The 25,917-nt window shown below is 69.0% G+C and carries 26 protein-coding genes; 19 read left to right on the plus strand and 7 right to left on the minus strand.

Features of this window, described 5'->3' with window-relative positions; translation table 11 throughout:
- Positions 1-2: 2 nt before the first annotated feature.
- Both AC3ENX_RS05540 and AC3ENX_RS05545 read right to left on the minus strand, forming a co-directional pair.
- The gene (locus tag AC3ENX_RS05540; protein ID WP_434810860.1) at positions 3-737 is read right to left on the minus strand and encodes an L-ribulose-5-phosphate 4-epimerase; all 735 of its coding nucleotides are present in this window, start codon (positions 735-737) and stop codon (positions 3-5) included.
- Between the two features lie 173 nt (positions 738-910).
- The gene (locus AC3ENX_RS05545) at positions 911-1,930 is read right to left on the minus strand and encodes a LacI family DNA-binding transcriptional regulator (RefSeq protein ID WP_434810861.1); all 1,020 of its coding nucleotides are present in this window, start codon (positions 1,928-1,930) and stop codon (positions 911-913) included.
- A gap of 168 nt (positions 1,931-2,098) precedes the next feature.
- Between AC3ENX_RS05545 and AC3ENX_RS05550 the strand changes: the two genes are divergently transcribed.
- Positions 2,099-2,635 carry a hypothetical protein gene (locus AC3ENX_RS05550; protein ID WP_434810862.1) on the plus strand — a complete coding sequence of 179 codons (537 nt, stop codon included), beginning with the start codon at positions 2,099-2,101 and terminating at the stop codon, positions 2,633-2,635.
- Between the two features lie 87 nt (positions 2,636-2,722).
- Here AC3ENX_RS05550 and AC3ENX_RS05555 read toward each other — a convergent pair whose 3' ends face one another.
- Positions 2,723-3,895: a PQQ-dependent sugar dehydrogenase gene (locus AC3ENX_RS05555; protein WP_434810863.1), complete on the minus strand. Its 1,173-nt coding sequence runs from the start codon at positions 3,893-3,895 to the stop codon at positions 2,723-2,725.
- Positions 3,896-4,137: 242 nt separating this feature from the next.
- Between AC3ENX_RS05555 and AC3ENX_RS05560 the strand changes: the two genes are divergently transcribed.
- The 9 genes from AC3ENX_RS05560 to sigJ all read left to right on the plus strand — a co-directional run bounded on the left by AC3ENX_RS05560 (position 4,138) and on the right by sigJ (position 13,432).
- Complete coding sequence (locus AC3ENX_RS05560; protein WP_434810864.1) at positions 4,138-5,307, plus strand: ABC transporter ATP-binding protein; 1,170 nt, start codon at positions 4,138-4,140, stop codon at positions 5,305-5,307.
- A 26-nt stretch (positions 5,308-5,333) separates the two neighbouring features.
- On the plus strand, positions 5,334-6,521 hold the full coding sequence (locus AC3ENX_RS05565; protein WP_434810865.1) for a polyamine ABC transporter substrate-binding protein: 1,188 nt from the start codon (positions 5,334-5,336) through the stop codon (positions 6,519-6,521).
- Positions 6,514-7,410, plus strand: coding sequence for an ABC transporter permease (locus tag AC3ENX_RS05570; RefSeq protein ID WP_434810866.1), 897 nt, complete (start codon positions 6,514-6,516; stop codon positions 7,408-7,410). Before AC3ENX_RS05565 ends, AC3ENX_RS05570 begins: the two co-directional genes overlap by 8 nt.
- On the plus strand, positions 7,407-8,309 hold the full coding sequence (locus tag AC3ENX_RS05575; RefSeq protein WP_434810867.1) for an ABC transporter permease: 903 nt from the start codon (positions 7,407-7,409) through the stop codon (positions 8,307-8,309). Before AC3ENX_RS05570 ends, AC3ENX_RS05575 begins: the two co-directional genes overlap by 4 nt.
- Positions 8,310-8,311: 2 nt before the next feature.
- Positions 8,312-9,967 (plus strand): amidohydrolase, encoded by a 1,656-nt coding sequence (locus tag AC3ENX_RS05580; RefSeq protein ID WP_434810868.1) that lies wholly within the window; start codon positions 8,312-8,314, stop codon positions 9,965-9,967.
- A 146-nt stretch (positions 9,968-10,113) separates the two neighbouring features.
- Positions 10,114-11,550 (plus strand): NAD(P)/FAD-dependent oxidoreductase, encoded by a 1,437-nt coding sequence (locus tag AC3ENX_RS05585; protein ID WP_434810869.1) that lies wholly within the window; start codon positions 10,114-10,116, stop codon positions 11,548-11,550.
- Positions 11,547-11,888, plus strand: coding sequence for a cupin domain-containing protein (locus AC3ENX_RS05590; RefSeq protein ID WP_434810870.1), 342 nt, complete (start codon positions 11,547-11,549; stop codon positions 11,886-11,888). Before AC3ENX_RS05585 ends, AC3ENX_RS05590 begins: the two co-directional genes overlap by 4 nt.
- Positions 11,889-12,026: 138 nt before the next feature.
- Positions 12,027-12,590: a carboxymuconolactone decarboxylase family protein gene (locus AC3ENX_RS05595; protein ID WP_434810871.1), complete on the plus strand. Its 564-nt coding sequence runs from the start codon at positions 12,027-12,029 to the stop codon at positions 12,588-12,590.
- Complete coding sequence (sigJ, locus tag AC3ENX_RS05600; RefSeq protein ID WP_434810872.1) at positions 12,587-13,432, plus strand: RNA polymerase sigma factor SigJ; 846 nt, start codon at positions 12,587-12,589, stop codon at positions 13,430-13,432. The genes AC3ENX_RS05595 and sigJ overlap by 4 nt, the downstream gene beginning before the upstream one ends.
- Positions 13,433-13,532: 100 nt before the next feature.
- On the opposite strand, the gene AC3ENX_RS05605 is transcribed toward sigJ, so the two are convergent.
- Positions 13,533-15,137, minus strand: coding sequence for a PucR family transcriptional regulator (locus AC3ENX_RS05605; protein ID WP_434810873.1), 1,605 nt, complete (start codon positions 15,135-15,137; stop codon positions 13,533-13,535).
- Between the two features lie 114 nt (positions 15,138-15,251).
- Here AC3ENX_RS05605 and AC3ENX_RS05610 point away from each other — a divergent pair, with 114 nt between their 5' ends.
- From AC3ENX_RS05610 to AC3ENX_RS05625, 4 genes are read left to right on the plus strand one after another with little or no spacing between them, the layout of a single operon-like run.
- Positions 15,252-16,739 (plus strand): CoA-acylating methylmalonate-semialdehyde dehydrogenase, encoded by a 1,488-nt coding sequence (locus AC3ENX_RS05610; RefSeq protein ID WP_434810874.1) that lies wholly within the window; start codon positions 15,252-15,254, stop codon positions 16,737-16,739.
- Between the two features lie 29 nt (positions 16,740-16,768).
- Positions 16,769-18,130: an aspartate aminotransferase family protein gene (locus AC3ENX_RS05615; RefSeq protein ID WP_434810875.1), complete on the plus strand. Its 1,362-nt coding sequence runs from the start codon at positions 16,769-16,771 to the stop codon at positions 18,128-18,130.
- Positions 18,131-18,178: 48 nt separating this feature from the next.
- Positions 18,179-19,603 (plus strand): gamma-aminobutyraldehyde dehydrogenase, encoded by a 1,425-nt coding sequence (locus AC3ENX_RS05620; RefSeq protein ID WP_434810876.1) that lies wholly within the window; start codon positions 18,179-18,181, stop codon positions 19,601-19,603.
- The gene (locus AC3ENX_RS05625) at positions 19,600-20,970 is read left to right on the plus strand and encodes an NAD(P)/FAD-dependent oxidoreductase (RefSeq protein ID WP_434810877.1); all 1,371 of its coding nucleotides are present in this window, start codon (positions 19,600-19,602) and stop codon (positions 20,968-20,970) included. Before AC3ENX_RS05620 ends, AC3ENX_RS05625 begins: the two co-directional genes overlap by 4 nt.
- 93 nt (positions 20,971-21,063) lie before the next feature.
- Here the strand turns inward: AC3ENX_RS05625 and AC3ENX_RS05630 are convergent, their stop codons facing one another.
- Together AC3ENX_RS05630 and AC3ENX_RS05635 are read right to left on the minus strand one after the other, a co-directional pair.
- Complete coding sequence (locus AC3ENX_RS05630; protein ID WP_434810878.1) at positions 21,064-21,459, minus strand: type II toxin-antitoxin system VapC family toxin; 396 nt, start codon at positions 21,457-21,459, stop codon at positions 21,064-21,066.
- Entirely contained in the window at positions 21,456-21,692 is a 237-nt protein-coding gene (locus tag AC3ENX_RS05635) for a FitA-like ribbon-helix-helix domain-containing protein (protein ID WP_434810879.1), read from the minus strand. Before AC3ENX_RS05635 ends, AC3ENX_RS05630 begins: the two co-directional genes overlap by 4 nt.
- Before the next feature lie 129 nt (positions 21,693-21,821).
- On the opposite strand from AC3ENX_RS05635, the gene AC3ENX_RS05640 reads away from it, so the two are divergent.
- From AC3ENX_RS05640 to AC3ENX_RS05655, 4 genes are read left to right on the plus strand one after another with little or no spacing between them, the layout of a single operon-like run.
- Entirely contained in the window at positions 21,822-22,529 is a 708-nt protein-coding gene (locus tag AC3ENX_RS05640; protein WP_434810880.1) for a WXG100-like domain-containing protein, read from the plus strand.
- A complete protein-coding gene (locus AC3ENX_RS05645) occupies positions 22,529-23,197 on the plus strand; it encodes a hypothetical protein (protein ID WP_434810881.1) in 669 nt (222 codons plus the stop codon). The genes AC3ENX_RS05640 and AC3ENX_RS05645 overlap by 1 nt, the downstream gene beginning before the upstream one ends.
- 7 nt (positions 23,198-23,204) lie before the next feature.
- Positions 23,205-23,789, plus strand: coding sequence for a hypothetical protein (locus AC3ENX_RS05650; RefSeq protein ID WP_434810882.1), 585 nt, complete (start codon positions 23,205-23,207; stop codon positions 23,787-23,789).
- A 53-nt stretch (positions 23,790-23,842) separates the two neighbouring features.
- Complete coding sequence (locus AC3ENX_RS05655; protein ID WP_434810883.1) at positions 23,843-24,175, plus strand: hypothetical protein; 333 nt, start codon at positions 23,843-23,845, stop codon at positions 24,173-24,175.
- Here AC3ENX_RS05655 and AC3ENX_RS05660 read toward each other — a convergent pair.
- Positions 24,172-24,792 carry a TetR/AcrR family transcriptional regulator gene (locus tag AC3ENX_RS05660; RefSeq protein ID WP_434810884.1) on the minus strand — a complete coding sequence of 207 codons (621 nt, stop codon included), beginning with the start codon at positions 24,790-24,792 and terminating at the stop codon, positions 24,172-24,174. The genes AC3ENX_RS05655 and AC3ENX_RS05660 overlap by 4 nt on opposite strands.
- A gap of 66 nt (positions 24,793-24,858) precedes the next feature.
- On the opposite strand from AC3ENX_RS05660, the gene AC3ENX_RS05665 reads away from it, so the two are divergent.
- Positions 24,859-25,893 (plus strand): agmatine deiminase family protein, encoded by a 1,035-nt coding sequence (locus AC3ENX_RS05665; RefSeq protein ID WP_434810885.1) that lies wholly within the window; start codon positions 24,859-24,861, stop codon positions 25,891-25,893.
- Positions 25,894-25,917 lie beyond the last annotated feature (24 nt).

Genomic DNA, 25,917 nt, shown 5'->3' on the forward strand with positions numbered 1-25,917 from the left:
GGCTACCGGCGGTCGTCGGTGGTCTGTCCGTAGACGTTCTGATAGCGGTCGTAGAGGCTGTCGATCGCCTCTTCGGCCATGGGGATCAGCTCGCCGCCCTGCTTCGCGATGTGCACGGTGCGCGCGACGTCTTCGAGCATCACGGCGGCCTTCACGGCATCCTTCGCGTTCTTGCCGATCGTGAACGGGCCGTGGTTCTGCATGAGCACAGCGCGCGAGCGGTGCCCGCTGAGCGTCTCGACGATGCCGCGGCCGATCGAGTCGTCGCCGATGATCGCGAACGGCCCGACCGGGATCGGCCCACCGAACTCGTCGGCCATCGCCGTGATGACGCAGGGGATCTCTTCGCCCCGCGCGGCCCACGCGACGGCGTAGGTGGAGTGGGTGTGCACGACACCGCCGACTTCGGGCATGTTGCGGTACACGTAGGCGTGCGCGGCCGTGTCGGACGACGGTGCGCGCTCGCTGCCGGGGGTGCCCGCGATGACGTTGCCGTCGAGGTCGCAGAGGATCATGTTCTCCGGCGCGAGGTCGTCGTATGAGACGCCGGAAGGCTTGATCACGAACAGATCGGCGCCGGGCACGCGACCCGAGACGTTGCCGCCGGTCCACACCACGAGGCCGTAGCGGACGAGCTCTGCGTGCAGGGCTGCGACCTCTTCACGCACCCGGGCGATGGCCACCTCGGTCTTCACACCGCTCACGTAGCGGTCCTGCTCGGTGGCTTCGCCTGACACGGGGTCGACTCCTTCGTCTGGGTGCGGGATCGTCTGCTGCGATCGATGGTCACGCGATGTGACCGTTCACATGGCGATGATAGCCACATCGTCGGCGAGCACGCCAACATCGTCAGGTCACGGAATGATCACGGCATCCGATGGACCCGTCGATCGACGCTGCGTGCGCCCGGTCAGCGCCACGCAGGTGCGCCGGTCGATCCACGCACGATCAACTCGGGGGTGATCGGGGCTCTGCGCGCCGTCGTCGCCGGGTCCGACGGGCCAAGCAGCAGGTCGACGCACCGCCTGCCGAGCTCGGGAAAGTCCTGGCGGATCGTGGTCAGCGGCGGCCAGAAATGCGCGGCCTCGGGAATGTCGTCGAAGCCGATCACACTCACGTCGTGCGGCACCCGGAGCCCCGCATCGTGGACGGCGTGCACGAACCCGAGCGCCATCTGGTCGTTCGAGCAGAAGACCGCCGTGAAGTCGCGCATGCCGAGCATCTCGCGGCCGGCGTAGAACCCGAAGTCTGCCGTCCAGTCGCCGAGGATCGGCGCCGTCGTCGAGACGTCTCGCGCGCTCATCTCCTCGAGGAATCCGCGCATTCGCCCTTCCGCCTCGATCCAGTCCTGCGGCCCCGCCAGGTGGTAGATGTCACGGTGCCCGAGGTCGATCAGATGCCGCGTGGCCATGCGCGCACCGGCGATCTGGTCGACGTTGAGCACGTGGTCGACATCGAGGTCGGCGGACTGCAGCGTCACGTACGGGATGTCGATCGACTGCGCGGCCAGGGTCCGGATGACGCGGGCCTGCGGTGCGATGACCACGAGACCTTCGATCAATTGGGCCATCAGGTGCGCGAGCCCCTCGGGGATCGATTTCGGGTCGCGCGGATCGATGTTGGCGGTGCTGACCCAGTACCCGCGCTCCCGTGCCGCGGCCTCGATGGCTGCGATCGACGACGCCGGCCCGTACATCGAACTGGACGCCGCGAGGATGCCGATCGTCTGCGAGCGACTCGTCACGAGCACCCGTGCCGCGCGATTCGGTCGGTAGGCGAGCTGTTCCATCGCCTCGAGTACGCGCTGCTTCGTCTCTTCGCGGATGCTCGGGTGGTCGTTGAGCACGCGAGAGACGGTCTGATGCGACACGTCGGCGACGCGCGCGACATCGCGAATGCTGGGGCGTCGTCCGGAGACGTCTCCGCTCATCGATGAGGCTCACTTCGCACGTTCGCCGTGTGCACGGTCACACGGGGCTGTCCTGCGATTATGACGCAGGAACGACTCCGAGCGCGCCCCGGCAGACGCGGCGATGTGACTGTCACATGCGTCGGGCGGCATCCACCGCGCCGATCGCGGTCGTGCGACACTGTGCTCGTGCCCGACTTCGCCCGCTTCCTTCCGCTGAGTCAACGGTCGGACGACGACGAGTCCGGCCTGACGACAGACCGGCGTGCGCTCATCGCGCAGGTCGTCGCCGCTGCGCGCGTGCTGCCTGCCGGCGACCGCGAAGCCGTCGCCGCCGCGGCAGGCCGTGGCCGGACGACCGCCGAACTGCTGCGCGCGATGACGATACTGCTGCGCGCATCGGATGCTGCAGGCGTTCCGGTCTCGCTGTCGGATGCCGCGCTGGGCACGACCGCGATGCTCGCCTCTGCGCGGCTGCCGTTCGATCGGCGAGCCGTCGTCTCAGGGCACACCATCAGGGCGAGCGATACCGATTGGACACTGGGGCGCGGCCCGGCGCTCGAAGCGCCGGCGATCCAGATCGTGCGGTTCCTGCTCGGGGTCTCAGACGTCGCGCCTGTTCCCGCGACCGATGAGGCGTCAGGTCAGCGCGCCAAGCAGGCCGCTGATGAGCATGTACGCGCCGATGGCGCCGACGACCACCCAGATCGCGATCCGCGCGGGTGAGGTCGGCTCTTTGCCATCGGGTGCTGCCACGCCTCGAAGTCTACGTGCGCCCACCCGCGCGTCGCGCCGACATCCCCACCACGCACGTCATTCGGGCGTCAGCCGCAGAAGCCGCCCCGACCCGGCATCCTCCAGTACCCAGATGGCACCGTCGGCGTCTTCGGTGACGGCGCGGATGCGGGCGCCCATCGGCCAATCGACCACGATGCCCGCCGTCTCGCCCTCGAGATCGACGCGGATGAGCGACTCCCCCGACAGCGCGCCGATGACGGCGTCGCCCGTCCATCCCGCGAACAGGTCGCCGCGATAGATGTGCAGCGAACCGGGTGAAATGCTCGGATTCCACCACACGCTCGGCGCCACGAATCCGTCGCCGGCAGCGTGGTCGGGGATCTCGCCGCCGCCGTAGTGGCTGCCGTTCGACGCGAGCGGCCAGCCGTAATTGCCGCCCGCTTCGATGAGATTGAGCTCGTCGCCGCCCTGCGGTCCCATCTCGGTCGACCACAGCGTGCCGTCGGGCGCGAAGGCGATGCCGAGCGGATTGCGGTGCCCGTAGCTGTGGATCTGCGCCGTCACCCCGCCCTCGTCGTTCCAGGGGTTATCCGCCGCGGCCTCGCCGTCGAGGGTGAGCCGCACGATCGTGCCGAGGGTGTTGGAGCGGTCCTGCGCCGGGTCCATCTGCTGCCGATCCCCCGACGTGACGAACAGGTGCCGACCGTCGGGACTGAACGCGATGCGGTGACTGAAGTGCCCGTCGCCCGTCGTCTTGGGCTGCTGCCGCCAAATGACTTCGAGGCCCTGGAGCGCGGCGGCATCGCCGGCACGTTCGAGCACCGCGCGCCCGACGACAGCGCCCGTGCCGCCGTCGCCCGCTTCGACCCAACTGAGGTACACGACGCCGTCGGCCTCGAACGTCGGCGACGGCACGACATCGCCGAGGCCACCCTGCCCCGCCACGACGACCTCGGGCGCACCCGAGACGGACACGAGCGTCCCGGCATCCATGTCGCGCAGATGCAACGCGCCGGTGCGTTCGGTGATCAGCAGCGCACCGTCGGGCAGGAACGCCATCGCCCACGGATCGTCGAAGCGATCGATCTCTTCGACCGCAAACGATGTCGTGTCGGCAGGATCGGCGGTCGCCGATGCCGAAGGCTCCGGAACATCCGGACCCCGCGGCACGGGCTCCGCCTCGGTCGTGCACGCGGCGAGCGCGAACGCGGCGATCACCGCGACCGCACCCGCCCACGCACGTCGCATACGCCCATCCTCACGTGCATCCACTCGCTGCGGAACCCCCGATGCCATAGCGCGACGGCGAGCGCGAGACAACGGTGTTTCCGCACCGTTACGCACGTTCGGACAGACTGTCGGGCGCGCCGATTCGACGGGAGACTCCGTCCGGTGAACCCACGTGACCATTGCGCACCCCGACCCGGACGTATTGAATGGCCGACACGCATCACCCCAAGGCGACATGGTGAAGCAGAAGCGGAGTACGCGTGACGTCGGCACCCGAAACGACGATCGAACGGCCGTCCGGCCCAGACAGCACGGGCACGGTGGTCCTCACCGGCGTGACCAAGCGCTACGGCGACCAGACGGCCGTCGACGACCTCTCCCTCGAGATCGAAGCGGGTGAGTTCCTCTCGCTGCTCGGGCCGTCCGGCTGCGGCAAGACCACGACCCTGCGCATGATCGCCGGCTTCGAGCACCCGGATGCCGGTGACATCCGCATCTCGGGCACCAGCGTGCTCGGCACGCAGCCGTTCAAGCGCGACGTGAACACCGTCTTCCAGGCGTACGCGCTGTTTCCGCACATGTCCATCGCCGAGAACGTCGCGTACGGGCTGCAGCAGCGCCGCACACCGAAGTCGGAGGTGCGGGAGCGGGTCACCGCAGCCCTCGACATGGTGCAGATGCGCCGTTTCGCCGACCGCAAGCCCACGCAGCTCTCGGGCGGTCAGCAGCAGCGCGTCGCGCTCGCCCGAGCCCTCGTCAACCGCCCCTCGGTGCTGCTGCTCGACGAGCCGCTCGGCGCACTCGACCGGCAGCTGCGCGAAGAGATGCAGCTCGAGCTGAAGCTGCTGCAGGCGCGACTCGGGATCACCTTCGTGTTCGTCACGCACGATCAGGGCGAAGCGCTCTCGATGAGCGACCGGATCGCGATCATGCGCAGCGGCCGCATCGAACAGCTCGCCGATGCCGACACGGTCTACGCGCGCCCGGCATCCGCATACGTCGCCGCCTTCGTCGGCCAGCAGAACTTCTTCCGCGGCCCGCTCGCCGCGGGTGGCTCGGCGGTCGAATCGCCCCACGTCGTCGTCAAGGCGAACGCGCCGCTGGCCGCCGCGGGCAACGCCGAAGCAGCGGTCCGCCCCGAGAACGTGCGCGTGGAGCGCGCGGCATCCGACGCCACCACCGACGTCAACACCCCCGTCGGCGAACTGATCGGCATCTCGCACCTCGGCGAGACGATGCAGTACCTCGTACAACTCACCGGCCCCGCCGGCGAGGCGCAGAGCATCATCGCGCGCCGCCCCACACCCGAAGCGCTCGGGCTGTCGGTCGGCGACCGCGTCGTGTGCCGCTGGGCGCCCGAGCACGTCCTGCTGTTCCCCGCCGACACCGCCGCCGAAGCCGGCGGCTACGTCGCACCACCCACCGCGTGATCCCGAACCCGACCAGGAGGCACCGCATGTCCGAGTCCCGTACCCCCATCCGCATCATCGCGCCCTCCGCTTCGGTGCCGATCATCGCGAAAGAACTCTCGCGTCGCAGGCTCCTGAGCCTCGCGGCGGTCGCCGGCGGTACCGCACTGCTCGCCGCCTGCTCCACCGGCGGCGGTCAGACCGCCCCGTCCGCCGGGGCGACGGGAGGCGCACTCGAGAACGCCCTGTCGGTGTACACGTGGGGCGACTACGACTCCCCCGACGTCGTCTCGTCGTTCACCTCCGAGCTCGGCCCGAAGGTCACCCTCGACTCATACAGCTCGAACGAAGAGCTGATCGCGAAGCTCATCGCGGCCAAGGGCACGTCGGGCTACGACATCGTCGTGCCCACCGGCGTTTTCATTCCGCAGATGATCGAGAACGGCCTGCTGATGAAGTTCAACAAGGACCTGCTCCCGAACCTCGAGAACATGGACCCCACCGCACTCGGGCGCGCCTGGGACCCGAACAACGACTACTCGGTGTGCAAGGCGTGGGGCACGACCGGATTCGTCTACGACAAGAACATCATCACCCGCGAACTGGCGACGTGGGGCGACTTCTTCGACGCCGCCAAGAACGAGGCCAGCGGCAAGACGTCGATGTCGGACGACCCGGCCGGGATCATCGGCGCCTACTTCTGGGCCAACGACATGGACTGGAACACCGAGGATGCCGACGAGCTCGAGGCCTGCCGCAAGTTCCTCGTCGAGGAGATCGCCCCGCACATCTCGGCGTTCGACTCCTACCCCGGCACGAACGCGATCCCGCAGGGCACCCAGGTGCTCATGCAGGCGTGGAACGGAGACGCCCGACTCGGCCTACTCGAATCGAGCGAGCCCGAGCGCTGGCAGTGGGTGCTGCCCGGCCCCGTGACCGAACTGTGGATGGACAACTGGGCCATCGCGGAGGGCGCTCCGCACCCCGAGGCCGCGCACGCGTTCATCAACCACTCCATGACGCCCGAGAACCTCTACCTCAACCTCGACTACATCGGCTACAACGTCGGCGGCGCCGACATGGAAGGCGAAGCAGAGGCGAACGGGCTCGACCTGCCCGAGCTGATCTTCTTCAGCGACGAGCAGCTCGCCGCGATGCACGAGCAGGAACTCAACGACTCGCAGACCACGCGTGTGGCGATCTGGAACGAGATGAAGGCCGCTGCGGGTGCGTAGACGCTCCTTCGGAGCCGCTCTCGCCGTTCCGGCGTGGGTGTGGCTCGTCATCTTCTTCATCGTCCCGGTCGGGATGGTGGTGTACTTCAGCTTCGGCTACAAGCCGGGCATCTTCGGCACGCACGCCACCGATGTGCTGTCGTTCGACCGGTACGCCGAAGCGCTCACGCCCACCTTCTTCAGCGTGTTCCTGAACACGCTGTGGGTGGGCGTGCTGGGCACCATCCTGTGCTTCGCGATCGGCGCGCCGGTCGCGTACTGGATGGCGTTCAAGGTGCGTCCCGAACGTCGCGGACTGCTGATCGCGCTCGTGCTCGTGCCGTTCTGGACGAACTTCCTGGTACGCACCATCGGCTGGCAGGTGATCATCGCGCCCGAGGGGTGGCTTTCGACGCTGCTGCAGTCGATCGGGCTCGCGAACGGCCCGCTCGACCTGCTGTACACCCGCGAGGCTGTGCTGATCGGTGTCGTCTACAACTACCTGCCGCTCATGATCCTGCCGCTGTTCGTCGCGTTCGACCGGGTCGGCCCCGCCGTCCGCGAAGCGTCGAAGGACCTCGGCGCCGGGCGGCTGTCGACCCTGATGCGCGTGACGCTGCCGCTCTCGCGACCCGGCATCATCGCCGGCGTGCTGCTGGTGTTCATTCCGCTCATGGGTGACTACATCACCGCCACCGTGCTCGGCGGCGCGCGCGGCAACATGATCGGCCAGCTCGTCGCCAGCCAGTTCCAGACGGCGCAGAACTGGGCGCTCGGATCGGCGATGGCCGTCATCCTCATGCTCGTGATCGCGCTGACCATCGGCGTCGCCGCGCTCATCCTGTGGCTGGTGAGTCTGCCGTTCCGCGCCCGGCAGCGGCTCGTGCTCGGACAGGAGGCCTCCGCATGACGCAGACCGTCACCGAGGCGATCGCCCGCGAGCGCTCGACCACGAAGGTGCGCCGCACGTCGGGCCGTTCGTGGTCGGACGTCGCGCTGAACGTGTGGGGCGTCCTCGTGATGCTGTTCCTGTTCGCGCCGATCATCGTCATCGTCGTGTATTCGTTCAACACCGGCAGGCTCCTCGTGTCGTTCGACGGCTTCGGGCTCGACGCGTTCGCGACGATCCTCAATAAGCCGGCCGTGCAGAACGCGGTGCGCATCTCGCTCATCGTCGCCGTCATCTCGGCGATCATCGCCACCGTGCTGGGCACGCTCGCCGGTATCGCGATGGCACGCTTCCCCGGCAAATGGGTGGGCTGGTTCCTCGTCCTGCTACTGCTCGTGTCGGTCACACCCGAGATCGTCGACGCCGTCTCGCTGCTCCCCTGGTACGTCTTCCTCGGTCAAGACATGGGCATCACCGCGTTCAACGACGGCATCGTGCGCCTGTCGATCGGTTCGTCGCTGTTCGCGACGGCCGTCGTGTCGTACATCGTGCGGGCACGCCTGGTCGGGCAGGAGGCGAACCTCGAAGAGGCATCCGCCGACCTCTACGCCCGCCCGCTGAAGACGTTCTTCAAGGTGACGCTGCCGCTGGCGATGCCCGCCGTGCTGGCCGGCTTCTTGCTGGCGTTCACGCTGAGCCTCGACAACACGATCATCGCCGCGTTCGTGCAGGTCTCAGGCACGACCCCGTGGCCGGTGTACGTGCTGAGCGCCGTGCGCTCGGGCCTGCGCCCCGAGATCGCCGCGGTGTCGACCGTCATGCTGCTGCTGACGCTCGTGGCGCTCGCGATCGTCGCACTCGTGCTGCGCCGCGCCGGCGACTCGGCGACGCAGATCGCCCGCACCATGACCGGCGGCTGATCGTGACGCACGCGGAGCTGGTGTTCACGGGCGGGGCGGTGTTCACGGCCGACACGGTGCGGTCGCGGGCGTCGGCGGTGGCGGTCAGCGGTGGACGGATCGTCGCGGTGGGCGGCGATGAGGTGCGTGAGCTCATCGGGCCGCGCACAGAGGTCGTCGACCTGGCCGGGCGGATGCTGGTGCCCGGCTTCCAGGACGCGCACGTGCACCCGGTGTGGGGCGGTCTCGATATGCTCCGGTGCGACCTGGCTGAGCTTTCGACAGCGCCCGAATACCTCGAGGCGATCGGCGCGTACGCCGCCTCGCACCCCGATGACGAGTGGATCCTCGGGGGTGGCTGGCAGATGTCGGCATTCCCGGGCGGCACGCCCACGGCATCCGCGTTGGATGCCGTCACCGGCGACCGTCCGGCATTCTTTCCGAACCGCGACGGACACGGTGCCTGGGTGAACTCGGCCGCCCTGCGGCTGGCGGGCATCGACCGCGACACCCCCGATCCGGCCGACGGACGCATCGAGCGCGACGCCGACGGCACGCCGAGCGGCACCCTGCACGAGGGTGCGATGTCGCTCGTGAACCGCCTGCTGCCCGAAGAACCACTGGAGCGCCTCACCGAAGCGCTCCTCGTCGGGCAGCGCTACCTGCACTCCTTCGGCATCACGGCCTGGCAGGACGCGATCGTCGGCGCATACGGGGATGCCGGCGACCCCGGCCCCGCCTACCTGAAGGCAGCCGCCGACGGCACGCTCACCGCCCGCGTCGTCGGCGCGATCTGGTGGGACCGCACGCAGGGGCTGGAGCAGATCCCGTCGCTTCTGGAGCGTCGCGACCGCTACCGCGGCGGACGGTTCGCGGCGACCTCGATCAAGGTCATGCAGGACGGCGTGGCCGAGAACTTCACGGCATCCATGCTCGAGCCCTACTGCGACGGGCACGGCCACCCCACCGACAACAGCGGCATCTCGTTCGTGCCGCCCGAGATCCTGAACGAGGCGGTGCCGCTGCTGGATGCCGAAGGCTTTCAGGTGCACTTCCACGCGATCGGCGACCGCGCCGTGCGCGAGTGCCTCGACGCCGTCGAGCACGCGATCGCCCGCAACGGGCGCGGCGACAATCGCCACCACATCGCGCACATCCAGGTGGTGCATCCCGAGGACATCCCGCGCTTCCGCACGCTGGGGGTCGCTGCGAACATGCAGTCGCTGTGGGCGACGCTCGAGCCGCAGATGGTCGAACTCACGTTGCCGTTCCTCGGGTCGCCGCGGGATGCCTGGCAGTACCCGTTCGGCGACCTGCTGCGCTCGGGCGCGGTGCTCGCGGCCGGAAGCGACTGGTCGGTGAGCTCGCCCGATCCGATGGCCGCGATCCACACCGCCGTCAACCGACAGGCCGCGCCCGGTCACGAGGAGGGCGACTACGAGCCGTTCCTGCCCGAGCAGGCGATCGACCTGGCGACCTCCCTCACCGCCTACACCGCCGGCTCTGCGTGGGTGAACCACCTCGACGAGTCGACCGGCACGATCGAGGTCGGCAAGTACGCCGACCTCGCCCTGCTGGACCGCGACCCGTTCGCCGGCCCCGCCGACGAGATCGGCGCGACCCGCGTGCTGCAGACCTTCGTCGAAGGCGAGCGCGTCTACGCCGCCGACGACGCCTGACCGCGACGCGCCGAACCGTCCGCATCCACCCTCGAACTCCGCACACTGTCGCGAACTCCGCAGAATCCGACGAGAATCCTGCGGAGAAGGCGTCAAACTGCGGAGTACCCGCCGACGCCGACACCCAACAGAAGGAAGTGATACCCGTGGGAACCACCGTCTTCGAGAGACGTGTGCCCTCGGCATCCGTCATCGACGAGTCGTTCACGAACACCCGTGAGGGCGCGTTCTGGATCGACGACCTGCCCGCCGACCTCCGACCCGACCGGCCGTCGCTGCGCGGTACGACCAGCGCCGACCTCGTCATCGTCGGCGGCGGGTACACCGGCCTGTGGACCGCACTGCTCGCCAAGGAGCGCGACCCCGGCAGGCGCATTGTACTGCTGGAGGCGAACCGCGTCGGATGGGCGGCCTCGGGCCGCAACGGCGGATTCTGCGAATCGAGCCTCACCCACGGCGACGAGAACGGGCAGAACCGCTGGCCGGGCGAAATGCCGACGCTGCACCGCCTGGGGCTCGAGAACCTCGACGAGATCGAGGCGTCGGAGGCGCAGTTCGGCATGGATTTCCACTTCGAGCGCACCGGGCAGCTCGCGCCGGCGATCGAACCGCACCAGTTGGAGTGGCTCGACGAGTGGCGTGCCGAGGCCGCCGACGACCCGCACGTCGTCTACCTCGATGAGGCTGCGGTGCAGGCATCCGTCGCCTCGCCGACCTACCTCGCCGCGATGTGGGAGCAGCGCACCTGCGGGCTCGTGCATCCGGCCCGCATGGCAGCCGAGCTCGCCCGCGTGGCCGAGGAGCGCGGCGTCGAGATCTTCGAGCGGTCGCGCGTCGCGGCCATGGAGACCCGCGGCGGGCGCGTCTCGCTCATGACGGCGTCGGGACGGGTGGATGCCGAGCAGGCCGTGCTCGCCACGAACGTGTTTCCGTCGCTGCTCAAGCGCAACCGCCTCATGACGGTGCCGGTGTACGACTACGCGCTCATGACCGAGCCGCTCACGGGCGACCAGCTCGCCTCGATCGGCTGGGCGGACAGGCAGGGCATCGGCGACATGGCCAACCAGTTCCACTACTACCGGCTCAGCCGCGACAACCGCATCCTGTTCGGCGGGTACGACGCGCTCTACCACTATGGGCGCCGCGTCGACCCGGCGTACGAGCACCGCCCCGACGTGTGGCGCAAGCTCGCGAGTCATTTCTTCACGACCTTCCCGCAGTTGGAGGGCCTGCGCTTCTCGCACCAGTGGGCCGGGGCGATCGACACGTCCACCCAGTTCACGGCGTTCTTCGGCACGGCCCGCGGTGGCCGCGTCGCCTACGCCGCCGGATTCACAGGCCTCGGCGTCGGGTCGACCCGCTTCGCCGGCAACGTCATGCTCGACCTGCTGGCGGGCACGAAGAACGAGCGGACCGAGCTCGAGATGGTGCGAAAGCGCCCGCTGCCATTCCCACCAGAGCCGGCCGCGGCGATCGGTATCAACGCGACACGGTGGTCGCTCGACCGCGCCGACCACAACGGCGGTCGCCGCAACCTGCTGCTGAAGACCCTCGACGCCCTCGGCCTAGGATTCGACTCATGACCGAACTCGATCCCGGCCGCGTCGTCTCCGCCCTCACCGTCGAGGTGCCCCTCGAGCCCGTCACAGCCGCGCAGGTCGTCGCCGGCACCCCCGCGACCGGTTCGGTCGACCTCGAAGAAGACCTCGGCATCGGCGTGTGGGAGATGACCCCCGGCGCCATGCGCGACACCGAGATCGAGGAGGTGTTCGTCGTCGTCGCAGGCTCCGCCACGGTCGAGTTCGTCGACCCGAAGCTCCCCACGATCGAGCTCGCCCCCGGCGCCGTCGTCTCGCTCGAAGCCGGCATGAAGACGGTGTGGACCGTCCGCGAAACCCTTCGCAAGGTGTATCTGGTCTGACACCGACCTGAGAAACCACTCTTGCCCGAGAAACTACGCCAGCAGCGGCTTCTCGGCGCGGAATTGGTTTCTCGGACCGGATGTCACACTCCGGGCGCGGGCGGTGTCTTCCTGGTGAACCCCGATCGAGGAGGAACCATGGCCCGCATTTCGCTCACCCCACGACCATCGCTGTCGAACCGGCTGTTCAGATGGGTCTCGCGCCGCGTCAACAAGGCTGAGCTCGACCCTGTGGCGGCGGTGGCGCACAACGGCCGCGTCATGTGGTCGTACGGATTCTTCGAGTTGGGCCTGCGCGGCTGGCGCGCGCTCGACCCGCAGCTGAAGGTGCTCGCCGTCATGGGCAGCGCCCATCGCATCGGATGCTCGTGGTGCACCGACTTCGGCTACTGGTCGGCGCACGCTGAAGGGATGCCGGTCGAACTCCTCGAAGCCGTCCCCCGGTGGCGCGAGAGCGACGTGTTCACCCCGACGCAGCGGCGGGTGCTCGAGTTCGCCGAGCTCGTCAGCGGCGAGGTGCAGGACGTGCCCGACGGGCTCGTGGCGCACCTGCGCGAAGAACTCGGCGAGCCTGCGCTGGTGGAATTGGCCATGATGGTTGCTGTGGAGAACCAGCGATCCCGGTTCAACAGCGCACTGGGACTCACCAGCCAAGGCTTCAAGGCTCAATGCGCGCTGCCGGCACGAAGCGGAGCGCGATGACGACGTTCGACGACGAACGGCCGCGGCTGCTCGGCATCGCGTACCGGCTGCTCGGCAGTTTCGCCGACGCCGAAGACGTCGTGCAGGAGACCTGGATCGCGTGGAACGAGGTGGGTGCCGCATCCGTCGACAATCCGGCCGCCTACCTCGCGAAGGCGGTGACCCACCGCGCCCTCAACCGCATCCGCACCCTGGCACGCAGGCGTGAGGACTACATCGGCGACTGGCTGCCCGAACCGGTCTCCAGCGCGCGACTGCCCGATGAGGCGGCGGAGATCGCCGACTCGGTGTCGTTCGCGATGCTCGTCATGCTCGAACGGCTCTCCCCGCTCGAGCGCGCCGCGTTCATCCTGCGCGACGTGTTCGACGTGTCGACGGCCGACGTGGCTGACACGCTCGAACGCTCGCCCGAGGCGGTGCGAAAGCTCGTCTCCCGCGCGCGGTCGCGCCTGAAGGACGACCCGCCCGACGATGCCGATACCGCCTCGCACACTCGCACATCGCTCGCGTTCGCCGACGCCGTGCAGCGCGGCGACGTGGAGGCGGCGCTCGCACTGCTGTCGCCGACGGTGGAGTTCATCGCCGACAGCGGCGGGCGGGCGCGCGCGTCGCGACGCCCGATCGTCGGGGCCGACAATGTACTGCGGTTCCTGCTAGGGGCGCTCACGAAGTGGCAGGTCGATGCGATCAACGCGGTCGACGTCAACCGGCGGACGGCGCTGCTGGTGCTGTCGGCATCCGACGGTGACGGCATCTACCAGGTCGCCGTGCGCGACGGCCTGATCGAGCGCATCTGGGCGACCCGCAACCCCGACAAACTCTCCGCCGTCAGCGGCCCCTGACCCGCGAACCCACAGACTTTCGACGAACCCACACGTTCTCTGCGCGCAAAGTATGTGGGTTGGCGAAAACTGTGTGGGTTCGCGGACGAGGCGAGGCGCCTCACCGGGCAGAGCTGCGCCGCACGAGCAGGGCGAGGTGGAGGGCCGCCTGCACTTCGCCGTCGTCGAGGTCGGCATCCAACAGCTCTTGGATGAGTGCGATGCGCTGGTAGAACACCGAACGCGACAGATGTGAGGCGGATGCCGCCGCCGTGCGGTTGCCCGGGTGGGAGAGCATTGCCCCCAGCACATCGAGCAGGTCGCCGTGGCGGGTCATGTCGTACTCGATGAGCGGTGCGAGCATCCGTTCGCCGTGCTGCAGGACGCGGTGGTCGTCGCGCAACGCTGAGACGAGCCGCGCGAGCGGCCGTTCGTCGACCCGCCGGATGTGCGGTCCGCGAGCTGCCACGGGGCGCACCGCACGGGCAAGATCTGCGGCCTCCTGCACGGAACGCAGACCCGCTTCGAGCCCGACGCCGGCGGCGCCGATCGAGAGCACGAGCCGATCGGCGACGGGGGTGAGCGCCGATGCGAAGCGGCGCGCCGTCGCATCGTCGAAGGGGACGCGTGCCGGCAGGGAGAGCAGGATCGCCGTGTTCGGGCCGCCTGCCGTGAGCGCACGGCCACCGAGCTCGGCCGCCGCGACATCCGCCGTCTCGGGACGCACATCGACTCCCGAGGCGACGAGCCCGTAGAGCTGGGCACTGTCGACGGGCATGCCTGCCGCCTCGACGCGCGCGGTGGCGCCGCCGGCCGTCGACCACCGGCCGGCGAGCAGCTCGTCGAGCAGTCGGCGCCTGCCGATCAGCGCCCATTCGTCGCCGTCGGTGTCGGTGAGTCTGCCCAGAGCGAGCGCGATCGCGCCCTGTTCGAGCACACCGGCACGACCGGCAGGGTGTGGCGGGCCCGGCAACGCGACCAGGTACCCCCACCGGATGCCGCGTGCCTCGACCGGCACGATGAGCCAGTCCTCGGCAGATGCGGCGCCGTCACGATGGGCGATGCGCGATCGCACCTCCCACCGGGTGAGGACCTCTTCTTCAACGCTCGGGGCGACATCGGCGACGACGACTTCGTGGGCGAGGTTCTCGAGCACGACGGCAGCGCCGAGCGTCTGGGCGAGCTGGTGCACGATGAAGTCGGCCGGTGAGCCGCGCAGCGCCAGCGCCGTGAACCGGGCGCGCACGTCGTCGCGGGCACGCAGGGCTGCCGTCTGCTCGGCGATGATGCGACGGTGCACCGCCTCGGTGATGGTCACGAACTTCACTTCGCGGTGCAGCGCGACCAGCGGCAGTCCGCCGGCGCGCGCCGCGTCGATGAGCACCGCCGGCATGTAGCGGTAGTGGGTGCCGAGTTCGACAACGAGGCAGGCGAGGCCCGCCGTGACGAGCCCGTCGACGAACGCGCGCAACTCGTCGGGCTGCTCGGGCCAGCCCGATCCTGTCGACAACAGCAACTCGCCGCCGTCGAGCAGACGGGCGACCCCGGCGCTGTCGGAGACGTGCACCCAGCGCACGCGCGCATCGAGCCCGGACTCGCCCGCGAGCAGTTGCGGATGCCCCGCCACGACGGCATCGAGACCGATGATCTCGCGCACCGTCGGCGAACTCTCGTGCGTACCCGGACGATCCGTATGGATCGACGGTTCTTCGCGACGTTCAGCCACTCGGCCACCCACTTCTGCTCTGACACACTGGGACGCGAACAGCCTAGCGAGCGCCGGTCGATCTGTCCGGATCGGGCCCTCGCAGTCGCCCCGAAGACCCCCACAGGAGCATCCATGGCCCTCATTCGCCACCACATCGCGGGCGCCGAGTCCGGTTCGGCCGAGCGCACCGGCAAGGTGTACGACCCCGCGACCGGCGTCGTGCAGCACGAGGTCGCGTTCGCGTCGAAGGACGAGACGGATGCCGCCATCGCCGCCGCCGCAGCAGCCCTCCCGGCGTGGCGCGCGACGAGCCTGATCAAGCGTGCCGACGTGTTCTTCCGACTGCGCCAGCTGCTCGTGGAGCGCGCCGACGACCTCGCCGCCATCATCACGAGTGAGCACGGCAAGGTGCTCTCCGACGCGAAGGGCGAGATCAGCCGCGGCATCGAGAACGTCGAGTTCGCCGCCGGCCTCGTGCACCTGCTGAAGGGTGAGCGCGCCGAGCAGGTCTCGCGCGGCGTCGACGTGCACTCCGTCAAGCAGCCCGTCGGCGTCGTCGGCTGCATCACCCCGTTCAACTTCCCGGTGATGGTGCCGCTGTGGATGACGGCATCCGCCATCGCGTGCGGCAACACCGTCGTGCTCAAGCCCAGCGAGAAGGACCCGTCGGCGGCCCTGTTCCTCGCGCAGCTCTACGAAGAGGCAGGCCTGCCCGCGGGTGTGCTCAACGTGGTGCAGGGCGACAAGGTCGCCGTCGACGCGATCCTCGACTCCCCCACCGTGCGGGCCGTGAGCTTCGTCGGCTCCACCCCGATCGCGAAGTCGATCTACACGCGCGCAGCCGACCACGGCAAGCGCGTGCAGGCCCTCGGAGGCGCGAAGAACCACATGGTCGTCATGCCCGACGCCGACCTCGACGCCGCCGCCGACGCCGCCGTCTCGGCTGCCTACGGCTCCGCCGGCGAGCGCTGCATGGCCGTCTCTGTGCTGGTCGCGGTCGGCGATGAGACCGCCGACGCCCTCGTCTCGAAGGTCGCCGAGCGCATCGCCGGCCTCACGATCGGCGCCGGCACGGATGCCGCGAGCGAGATGGGTCCGCTCATCACCGGCGAGCACCGCGACAAGGTGGCCTCGTACGTCACCGGCGCCGCCGCCGAGGGTGCGACGGTCGTCGTCGACGGCACGACGCAGTCCTTCGACGGAGACGGCTTCTTCATCGGCGTCTCGCTCGTCGACCACGTGAAGCCCGGCATGAAGGTGTACGACGACGAGATCTTCGGTCCGGTGCTGTCGGTCGCCCGCGTCGCCGACTACGACGAGGCCGTCGCGCTCGTCAACGACTCGCCGTTCGCCAACGGCACGGCCGTCTTCACCCGTGACGGCGGCACGGCCCGCCAGTTCGAGTTCGACATCGAGGTCGGCATGGTCGGCATCAATGTGCCGATCCCGGTGCCGGTCGGTGCGTTCTCGTTCGGCGGCTGGAAGAACTCGCTGTTCGGCGACTCGCACATCTACGGCCCCGAATCGATCCACTTCTACACCCGCAGCAAGGTCGTCACCACTCGCTGGCCCGAACCGTCCGAGAGCCAGATCAGCCTCGGCTTCCCCAGCAACCACTGACGGTTTCGCACCACCGGAAGAAGGACACCATGACCACCGTCTCCCCCACCGTCGACCTCGACGCCGACGCGCGCGTGCGCGCCGATGACCGCGGGCACGTCTTCCACTCGTGGAGCGCACAGGCCCTCATCGATCCGTTGCCGGTCGCGGGCGGTGACGGCGCGATGTTCTGGGACTACGCCGGAAACACCTACCTCGACTTCTCGTCGCAACTGGTGAACCTGAACCTCGGGCACCAGCATCCCGATCTCGTCGCGGCGATCCAGGAGCAGGCGGGGCGGCTGGCGACGATCCAGCCGTCGATGGCGAATGACGTGCGCGGCGAGCTTGCCCGACTGATCTCCGAGGTGGCGCCCGACGGGTTCTCAAAGGTGTTCTTCACGAACGGTGGCGCCGACGCGAACGAGAACGCGGTGCGCATGGCACGGCTGGTCACCGGCAAGCGCAAGGTGCTGTCGATGTACCGCAGCTACCACGGCAACACCTCCACGGCGATCACGCTGACCGGTGACCCCCGCCGCTGGCCGAACGAGCCCGGCGACGGTTCGGTCGCGCACTTCTTCGGCCCCTACCCGTACCGCTCGCCGTTCCACGCCTCGAGCCCTGAGGAGGAGACGGCTCGCGCGCTGGAGCACCTCGAGCAGACGATCATCCTGGAGGGCGCGTCGACGATCGGCGCGATCATCCTCGAGACCGTCGTCGGCACCAACGGCGTCCTCATCCCGCCGCCCGGCTACCTGCCGGGTGTGCGCGCCCTGTGCGACAAGTACGGCATCCTCTACATCGCCGACGAGGTCATGGTCGGTTTCGGCCGCATCGGGGAATGGTTCGCGATCGACGCGTTCGACGTCGTGCCCGACCTCATCACCTTCGCGAAGGGCGTGAACTCGGGGTACGTGCCGCTGGGCGGCGTCGTCATCTCGGATGCCGTGGCGAGCCACTTCGACACCGTCTCCTTCCCCGGCGGCCTCACCTATTCGGGCCACCCGCTCGCGTGCGCCGCGGGCGTGGCGACGTTCGAGGTATTCCGTCGCGACGGCATCCTGGAGCGTGTGCGCGACCTCGGCGAGCGGGTCGTCGGCCCGCGCCTGCGTGAGCTGGCGCAGCGTCACCCGTCGGTCGGTGAGGTGCGCGGGCGCGGACTGTTCTGGGCGATCGAGCTCGTGCGCGACCAGCAGACGCGTGAGCCGCTCGTGCCGTTCAACGCCGCCGGCGCCGATGCCGCCCCGGTCGCCGCCGTCGCCGCCGCGTGCAAGAAGGCGGGGCTGTGGCCGTTCACGCACTTCAACCGCGTGCACGTCGCACCGCCGCTCGTGATCAGCGAGGACGACCTGGTGCGCGGGCTTGACATCATCGACCGGGTGCTCGACGAGGCCGACGCCGCCCTGTAGACACGAGACGGACCCACGTCCGCATCCGCTCTCACCGAGGAGGACGACATGACCACCCTGCACAACGTCATCGACGGGGCGCTGTCGCCGTCGTCGGGCGAGCTGATGGACCTCATCGACCCGGTCACCGAGGAAGTGTACGGGCGGGCGCCGATCTCCACCGCCGACGAGGTGGATGCCGCGTTCGCCGCGGCCGAGCGAGCCTTCCCCGCGTGGCGCGAGACGACGCCGGCGCAGCGGCAGCTCATGCTGTTCCGCCTCGCCGACGCCCTGGAAGACGCGGCGGAGGAATTCGCTGACCTCGAATCGCAGGACACCGGCAAGCCGCGGGCGAGCCTCGTCGCCGACGAGATCGACCAGTCGGTCGACCAGCTGCGGTTCTTCGCGGGTGCCGCCCGTGACCTCGACGGGCGGGCCGCCGCGGAGTACGCCGAGGGGTTCACGTCGTTCGTGCGGCGCGAGCCGATCGGCGTCGTCGCGCAGGTGACGCCGTGGAACTATCCGCTGAACATGGCGATCTGGAAGATCGCTCCCGCCCTCGCGGCGGGCAACACGATCGTGCTGAAGCCGAGCGAGACGACCCCGCAGACGACGGTGCGTCTGGCCGAGCTCGCCTCGCACATCCTCCCGCCCGGTGTCTTCAACGTCGTCCTCGGTGACCGCTCGACCGGCCAGCTGCTGATCGAGCACCCGACCCCTCAGCTCGTCGCGATCACCGGGTCGGTACGCGCCGGCATGGCGGTCGCCGAGGCCGCGTCGAAGCAGCTCAAGCGGGTGCACCTCGAACTCGGCGGCAAGGCGCCGGCGATCGTGTTCGACGACGCCGACCTCGACGCCGTCGTCCCCGGCATCGTGGAGGCCGCGTACTTCAACGCCGGGCAGGACTGCACCGCCGCGACCCGCGTGCTCGTGCACCGCTCAGTGCACGACGAGCTCGTCAGCCGCCTCGTCGCGCACACCGAGGCGCACGCGAAGACGGGAGCACCGCACGAGGATGGCGTCTTCTTCGGGCCCGTCAACAACGCCGACCAACTGGCCCGGGTGCAGGGATTCATCGACCGACTGCCCGCGCACGCGACCGTCGCGACCGGCGGCGCCCGCGTCGGCGACCGCGGCTTCTTCTTCGCACCGACGATCGTCACCGGCGTGAACCAGGACGATGAGGTCGTCCAGCAGGAGGTCTTCGGCCCGGTGCTGACGGTGCAGCCGTTCGACACCGACGAAGAGGCCCTCGCGCTCGCCAACGGCGTACCGTACGCCCTGGCATCCTCGATCTGGACCCGCGACCACGGCCGCGCGATGCGCTTCAGCCGCGACCTCGACTTCGGGTGCGTGTGGATCAACGCGCACATCCCGTTCGTCTCCGACATGCCGCACGGCGGGTTCAAGCACTCGGGCTACGGCAAAGACCTCTCGGTCTACGGCTTCGAGGACTACACGCGCATCAAGCACGTCATGTCGAGCCTCGCGTGACGCGCAACGGCGAGGTCTCGTTCTGGTGGCGGCAGGTCGGGGTCGCACCGGCCAGGGCGCCACTGCCGGGTGACCTCGACGTCGACGTCTGCATCGTCGGCGCCGGCTACACCGGGCTGTGGACGGCGTATTACCTGAAGACGCTGCAGCCCGACCTCCGCATCGCGGTGGTCGAACAGCGCTTCGCCGGGTTCGGCGCGTCGGGCCGCAACGGCGGCTGGCTCGTGAACTCGGTCACCGGCGGCCGCGGTCAGTACGTCAAGACGCACGGGCGGGATGCCGCGATCGCGCAGCAGGTCGCGATGAACGACACCGTCGACGAGGTGATCCGGGTGGCGGATGCCGAGGGCATCGACGCCGATATCCGCAAGGGCGGTGAGCTCGTCGTCGCCCGCAACGCCGCCCAGTGGGCGCGCACGCGGGCCGACGCCCGCGCCGAGCAGACCTGGCCGCACACCGACGTCGAACTGTGGGATGCCGCAGGGCTCGGCGAGCGGCTGCAGATCGCCGGGGCGCTGGGCGGGGCGTGGCACCCGCACGGGGCCCGCATCCACCCCGCCAAGCTCGTGCGGGGGCTCGCCGAGACCGTCGAAGGCCTCGGCGTGACGATCTACGAAGACACCCGGGTCGACGCGATCGAGCCGGGTCGCGCGGTGACCGATCGCGGCACGGTGCGGGCGGATGCCGTCATCCGCGCGACCGAGGGCTTCACCGCCGATCTCGCCGGCGAGCACCGCACGTGGCTGCCCATGAACTCGTCGATGATCGTCACCGACCCGCTGCCGGCATCCTTCTGGCAGGCCGTCGGCTGGGCGGATGCCGCGACCCTCGGCGACGCTGCGCACGTCTACATGTATGCACAGCGCACAGCCGACGACCGCATCGCGTTCGGCGGACGGGGTGTGCCATACCGGTACGGGTCACGGGTCGACACCGACGGCCGCACGCAGCAGCGCACGATCGCCTCGCTCACGGCGCTCCTGCGCGACTTCTTTCCCGCAGCGGCCGACGTGCCGATCGCGCACGCGTGGTCGGGGGTGCTCGGTGTGCCCCGCGACTGGTCACCGTCGGTGCGGTTCGACCCGGCATCCGGCCTGGGCTCGGCCGGCGGCTACGTCGGCACCGGGGTCGCGACAACGAACCTCGCCGGCCGCACGCTTGCCGACCTCGTGCTGCGCCGCGACACCGACCTCGTGCGCCTGCCGTGGGTCGGACACCGCGCCCGCCGCTGGGAGGTGGAGCCGCTGCGCTGGCTCGCGACCCACGGGCTCTACACCGCCTACGGTATCGCCGACCGCATCGAGGCCCGCGGCGGCGAGCGCACCTCGTGGATCGCGCACGCCGCGAACGTCGTCGCCGGCCGCTGACCGGCGCAGCGTTTCGTCTCGTTGCTGCGCTCCTCGCTCGACGACCGGAGCACGCCGCTCTCGGTCGTTGAGCGAGCGCAGCGAGACGAAACGTCAGCGCAGGAGTGTGACGGTGACTCCGAGACTCGGAGCGCGCGAGAGTCGCGCGTCAGAGGTGAGCAGGTCAGCGGCGAGCGCGTGCGCCGCTGCGACATAGAAGCCGTCACTGATCCGGATCGCCTCCCGCGACCGCCATGCCGCCCCCGCCAGCCCCACATGGTCCACGCGTCGGATCGGCGCATCGTGGAGCCGGGCGAGCCCCCGCTCCGCTTCTTCGAGCGAGATCGCCGACGTCCGCGCGAGACGCCAGAGCGCCGACGTCACCTCCAGATCGAGGATCGCGGGCGCCCAGAGCTCATGCCCCGAAAGTGCGCGGAGGGCCGCGTCCTGCCGATCCGTCGGCAACACCGCGTCGAGGAACGCACTCGCATCGACGACCCGCCTGCTCATGCGTTCGGGTCGTACTCGACTCGCACGCCATCGAGCGCACCGACGACGTCGATCGGACGCCCCTGACCGGCAGCCCGGGCGGATGCCGCCCAGTCCTCCACGAGCGGGCGCGCGAGGTCGTCGCGCAGCACACGCGTCACGTACTCGGACATCGACATGCCCAGCCGTTGCGCTCGCTCGCCGAGCCTGGCGTGCAGCTCGTCGGGAAGGTTCCTCACCTGCAGCGTGCTCATATCATGACAATAGCTTGCAGTTCTCATGCGCGGAACGGAGCCTTCGGTCGCGCTGCAGGGCATGGGGAGCACTCCCCATGTTCATTCCGCCGACATGCATCTACGGTCGATCCAAAGGGGGGTCGCGCCATGGGAATGATGTTGCCGAACGAGCTCATCTGGGTGATGGAGAAGCTCGGGTTCGAGTGGCCCGACATCGACGAGGACGAAGTCCGCAAGGCGGCCGTGCTCGTGCGCAACTACGGCAACGACCTCGAGAGCGTCATCCAGGCGGTCGACCGGGTCGTCAACAACGATCTCGCGAACGCGATGCGCGGCAAGACCGGCCCCGCGACCGTCGCCGCTTGGAACGCGAACCGGTCGACCAACCTGCAGAAACTGATCGACATCATGCCCCCGGCCTCGACGGCGATGGATGTCGGTGCGGATGTCATCTTCGGCCTGAAGATCAAGGTCATCGCCGACGTCACGAGCACCCTGATCACGCTTGTCGCGATGCTGACCAACCCGTTCACGGCGGCAGGCGCGGGTCCGATGTTGCTCATCAAGAAGAAGCTGCTCAACGCCGCCGTCGACATCGTCGTCGAACAGCTGATCATCCAGATCGCCCCGATGGTCATCGAACCGATGGCCGAGCAGCTTCCTGCCGTGCTCGACGCGATCTTGGATGCACCGGTCGTCGAGAACACCGTCGGCGACACCGACGAGTTCTACGCGGATCTGCAAGCGCTCGACGACGCCCAAGCCTCGCTGGGCATCCACGGTGCAGACATCCAAACCCTGACGTCGACGTTCGTCGCCGACGTCGCCGCCCTCGACTTCGGAGGGGACGCCTGATGACGACCGCCGGACGCATCCTCAAGGATGGACTGGAAGCGATTCGCAAGAGCGCCGACGACATGAACGTGCGGCTCCCGGACGGGGTCGCCAAGAAGATCGACAACCATGTCGTGACCTCGCGCCAGGGTGTGCACAGTCTCGATGAGTTCAACGACGCCCCGAACACACCGAACGCCCCCAACACGCCGAACAACCCCGGCCAGAACCCGCCGATCGACCCGAGCCGCAATCCGCCGATCGACCCGAGCCGCAATCCGGATTGGCTCAACGATCGCCTCGCCGATACCGACCTGCCGTTCTGGCGCAGGCGCATGGCCGAGGGCGACCAGTTCAACTACCAGAACCACCACCGGTACCCGCAGAACGAGGTCACCCTCGCGAACGGCAAACGAGTGGACTCGTACGACCCGGGCGAGGCGATCGTCTCGCGCAAGAACACGCAGCTTGACGATGTTCGCCCGGAGACCGCGATCAACTACATCAACGAAGTGCTGAACAAGTACGCCCCCGGTACGAAGATCAACGACACCGAGGTGCTCGACGGCACCCCGATCCTCGAGGTGCCCGTCCAGAACTCGCCTGTGTCGCAGACGATCATCGATCATGCGAACAGCAAGGATCCCCGGGTCGTGATCCGAGACGTCCTCGGCAACGTGTACAACTGAGAGTGTCATGACTGAGCGATACATCTACACGGACAAGGTCGGTGCTGGGCCGGAGCATCCCGCGAAGCGCTGGGGGCTGTTCACCGAAGAGTTGTCGCCGGAGGAGGCGATGCAGCGGTATGCGCTTCCGGTTTCACGACGTGACGACTGGTTCGGAATCGTCCGAACTGTCGACGACGAAGCTCCGTCTGCGTACCTCCAAATGTGCCCTCAGGCGAACGGGGTGGTGCTGCACACGCTCGACCGGAACGGCAGCGTGGCTGCGTCGTACTCGTGGGGCGCGTACGCGACCGGCGATGATGCCGACGCGGGCGAAGGCGCACCTCGACTCTTCTTGAACCAGATCGTCTGGTACGTCTATCCCGAGGCTGATCGCTTTTTGGATCGATTCGAGTCTCTGGGCAACGTGCGCATGGAGTTCACGCCGCAGGGGTACGGCAAAGAAGTCCGCACCACCAAGCGCGGTCCCGGCGAGCCCGCGTCGACCGAGGAGCGGGAGTACAACGACGTCGACGTGTCGGTGAACTGGTTCGCGGTGCCCGCCTTCGGACAGTGGGATCCGTTCTTCAACCCCACACCCGACGAAGAGTGACGTCGCGGCCCAGCGATCCGACGACTGACCTTGTCCGAGCGCTGATCGAGCACATGCGCGGAGCGGCAGAGGGCTGGCGCACGCTGTCGATCGTCGTGGAGTTGCGCGACGGCCGTGTGGGCAACACGTTCGGCTACACCTACTCGCCCGACGGTGCGGTTTCGGCCGTCGCCTCCCGCCCCTCCGGCATCCTGCCTGCAGTACAGGCGTACCTGGCAGACAAGTACACGCCGGATCAGAAGCTGCCGCTCAAGCTGCTTGTGCAGTTCAATCGTGACTCCGGACAGTTCGAGATCACCTATGAAGATGCGGATGCCACGCGCTGGAAGGTGACTCCCGAGAACATCGACACGGTGAGCGACGAGCTTCGACCCGCGTTCACCTAGGCGAGCGCCTCGGGCGCGACGCCCAGCAGCCCGGCAAGCACTCGCCGGGTGAGGTCGGCGCGCTCGGGGTGTTCGCGCCAGCGCACGAGACCGTGGGCGCCAAGGCCGTCGATCATCGCGAGCAGGTGCCAGGCGATCGCGTCGGCGTCGACCTCGCCGAATGCTCCGGCCTGCTTGCCGCGCTCGATCTCGGCCGCGATCATCTGCTGCCAGGCATCCATCTCGCCTCGCACCCTCGCAGCAAGGGCGTCGTTGCGCGAACCGAGCGCCCACCCCTGCACCCACACGAGCGTGACGTCGCGGCGCGACCCGTCGAGCACCGTGTCGATGAGCATGCCGAGACGTTGCGGCGCGGCATCCACACCCTCGAGAAGACCGACGACACCGCGCAACTCTCCTGCGACGATCTCGCCGAAGGTCTCGGCGACGAGCACGTCCATGCTGGGGATGTAGTGGGCGACGAGCCCCGGTGCGACGCCCACTCGCGCGGCGACAGCGCGCAGCGTGACGGCGTCGAGTCCCGACTCGAGGGCGAGTTCGATCGCGGCGGCCGAGACCTCGGTGCGGCGCTGCTCGGGGCTCTTGCGCACGCGGCGGGTGGTTGACGTGTCGCTCATCTGGTCGGTACGCTCCTCGTATTGATCGCGTGATCAATAACCTATCGCAGACCGAGGGAGAACGCCATGGGCTGGCGGATGCCGAGCGAAACCGACCCGCACGAGCGCACCTGGATGGCGTTCCCGCGCGAGGGGTTCACTCTCGGCGAGACCGACGCCGAGCGCGAAGAGGGCTATGCGACCTGGGCAGCGGTCGCCGCCGTCGTCGCCCGGTTCGAGCCGGTGTCGATGGTCGTCGATCCGAGCGAGCTCGATCGCGCGCGGCGGATGCTGCCGGGCGAGATCACGCTGCTCGAAGCGCCCGTCGACGAGTTCTGGATGCGCGACCACGGCCCCACCTTCGTCGTCGACGACGAACGGCCGGGCGCGCTCGGCGGCGTCGATTGGATCTTCAACGGCTGGGGCGCGCCCGACTGGGCGCAGTGGCAGGACTCGGCGGCCCACGCGCGGCTCATCGCGGCCGAGGTCGGCGCCGAGGTCGTCTCGTCGGTGCTCGTGAACGAGGGCGGCGGCATCCACGTCGACGGCGAGGGCACGGTGCTGCTGACCGAGACCGTGCAGCTCGACCCACGGCGCAATCGGTTCGTCGACCGGGCGCGCGTCGAGGCAGAGATGGCGCGCACGCTCGGCACGACCCGCGCGGTCTGGCTCAGCCGCGGACTCACCCGCGATTACGACGACTTCGGCACGAACGGGCATGTCGACATCGTCGCGACGATCCCCTCACCCGGGCGTCTGCTGCTGCACGACCAGCGGGATGCCGACCACCCCGACCACGCCGTCTCCGCACAGCTGCGGGCAGAGCTCGCCGGGCAGACGGATGCCGCGGGCCGCACCTTCGAGATCATCGACTTGCCCGCCCCCGCGACCCTCACCGACGCCCACGGGCCCGTGGACTGGAGCTACGTCAACCACCTCGTCGTCAACGGCGGCGTCATCGCATGCGGGTTCGGTGAGGAGCAGGCCGACGCGACCGCCCGCAGCATCCTCGCCGATGCCTACCCCGGCCGCGAGGTCGTCACCGTCGACGCGAGGGGCCTGTTCGCCCGCGGCGGCGGCATCCACTGCATCACCCAGCAGCAGCCGGCGGTGGCGTCGTGATCGCCCGCGCCCCCGCGCCCCGGT

It is taken from the genome of Microbacterium sp. bgisy189 (assembly GCF_057707225.1).

Bases quoted from the DNA above. Each gene is read 5' to 3' on its own strand.
- AC3ENX_RS05640 (WP_434810880.1), top strand. From the start codon at position 21,822: ATGGGAATGATGTTGCCGAACGAGCTCATCTGGGTGATGGAGAAGCTC.
- AC3ENX_RS05630 (WP_434810878.1), bottom strand. From the start codon at position 21,459: ATGAGCAGGCGGGTCGTCGATGCGAGTGCGTTCCTCGACGCGGTGTTG.
- AC3ENX_RS05650 (WP_434810882.1), top strand. From the start codon at position 23,205: ATGACTGAGCGATACATCTACACGGACAAGGTCGGTGCTGGGCCGGAG.
- AC3ENX_RS05645 (WP_434810881.1), top strand. From the start codon at position 22,529: ATGACGACCGCCGGACGCATCCTCAAGGATGGACTGGAAGCGATTCGC.
- AC3ENX_RS05620 (WP_434810876.1), top strand. From the start codon at position 18,179: ATGACCACCCTGCACAACGTCATCGACGGGGCGCTGTCGCCGTCGTCG.
- AC3ENX_RS05565 (WP_434810865.1), top strand. From the start codon at position 5,334: ATGTCCGAGTCCCGTACCCCCATCCGCATCATCGCGCCCTCCGCTTCG.
- AC3ENX_RS05590 (WP_434810870.1), top strand. From the start codon at position 11,547: ATGACCGAACTCGATCCCGGCCGCGTCGTCTCCGCCCTCACCGTCGAG.
- AC3ENX_RS05575 (WP_434810867.1), top strand. From the start codon at position 7,407: ATGACGCAGACCGTCACCGAGGCGATCGCCCGCGAGCGCTCGACCACG.
- AC3ENX_RS05635 (WP_434810879.1), bottom strand. From the start codon at position 21,692: ATGAGCACGCTGCAGGTGAGGAACCTTCCCGACGAGCTGCACGCCAGG.
- AC3ENX_RS05545 (WP_434810861.1), bottom strand. From the start codon at position 1,930: ATGAGCGGAGACGTCTCCGGACGACGCCCCAGCATTCGCGATGTCGCG.
- AC3ENX_RS05660 (WP_434810884.1), bottom strand. From the start codon at position 24,792: ATGAGCGACACGTCAACCACCCGCCGCGTGCGCAAGAGCCCCGAGCAG.
- AC3ENX_RS05610 (WP_434810874.1), top strand. From the start codon at position 15,252: ATGGCCCTCATTCGCCACCACATCGCGGGCGCCGAGTCCGGTTCGGCC.
- sigJ (WP_434810872.1), top strand. From the start codon at position 12,587: ATGACGACGTTCGACGACGAACGGCCGCGGCTGCTCGGCATCGCGTAC.
- AC3ENX_RS05615 (WP_434810875.1), top strand. From the start codon at position 16,769: ATGACCACCGTCTCCCCCACCGTCGACCTCGACGCCGACGCGCGCGTG.
- AC3ENX_RS05655 (WP_434810883.1), top strand. From the start codon at position 23,843: ATGCGCGGAGCGGCAGAGGGCTGGCGCACGCTGTCGATCGTCGTGGAG.
- AC3ENX_RS05555 (WP_434810863.1), bottom strand. From the start codon at position 3,895: ATGCGACGTGCGTGGGCGGGTGCGGTCGCGGTGATCGCCGCGTTCGCG.
- AC3ENX_RS05665 (WP_434810885.1), top strand. From the start codon at position 24,859: ATGGGCTGGCGGATGCCGAGCGAAACCGACCCGCACGAGCGCACCTGG.
- AC3ENX_RS05595 (WP_434810871.1), top strand. From the start codon at position 12,027: ATGGCCCGCATTTCGCTCACCCCACGACCATCGCTGTCGAACCGGCTG.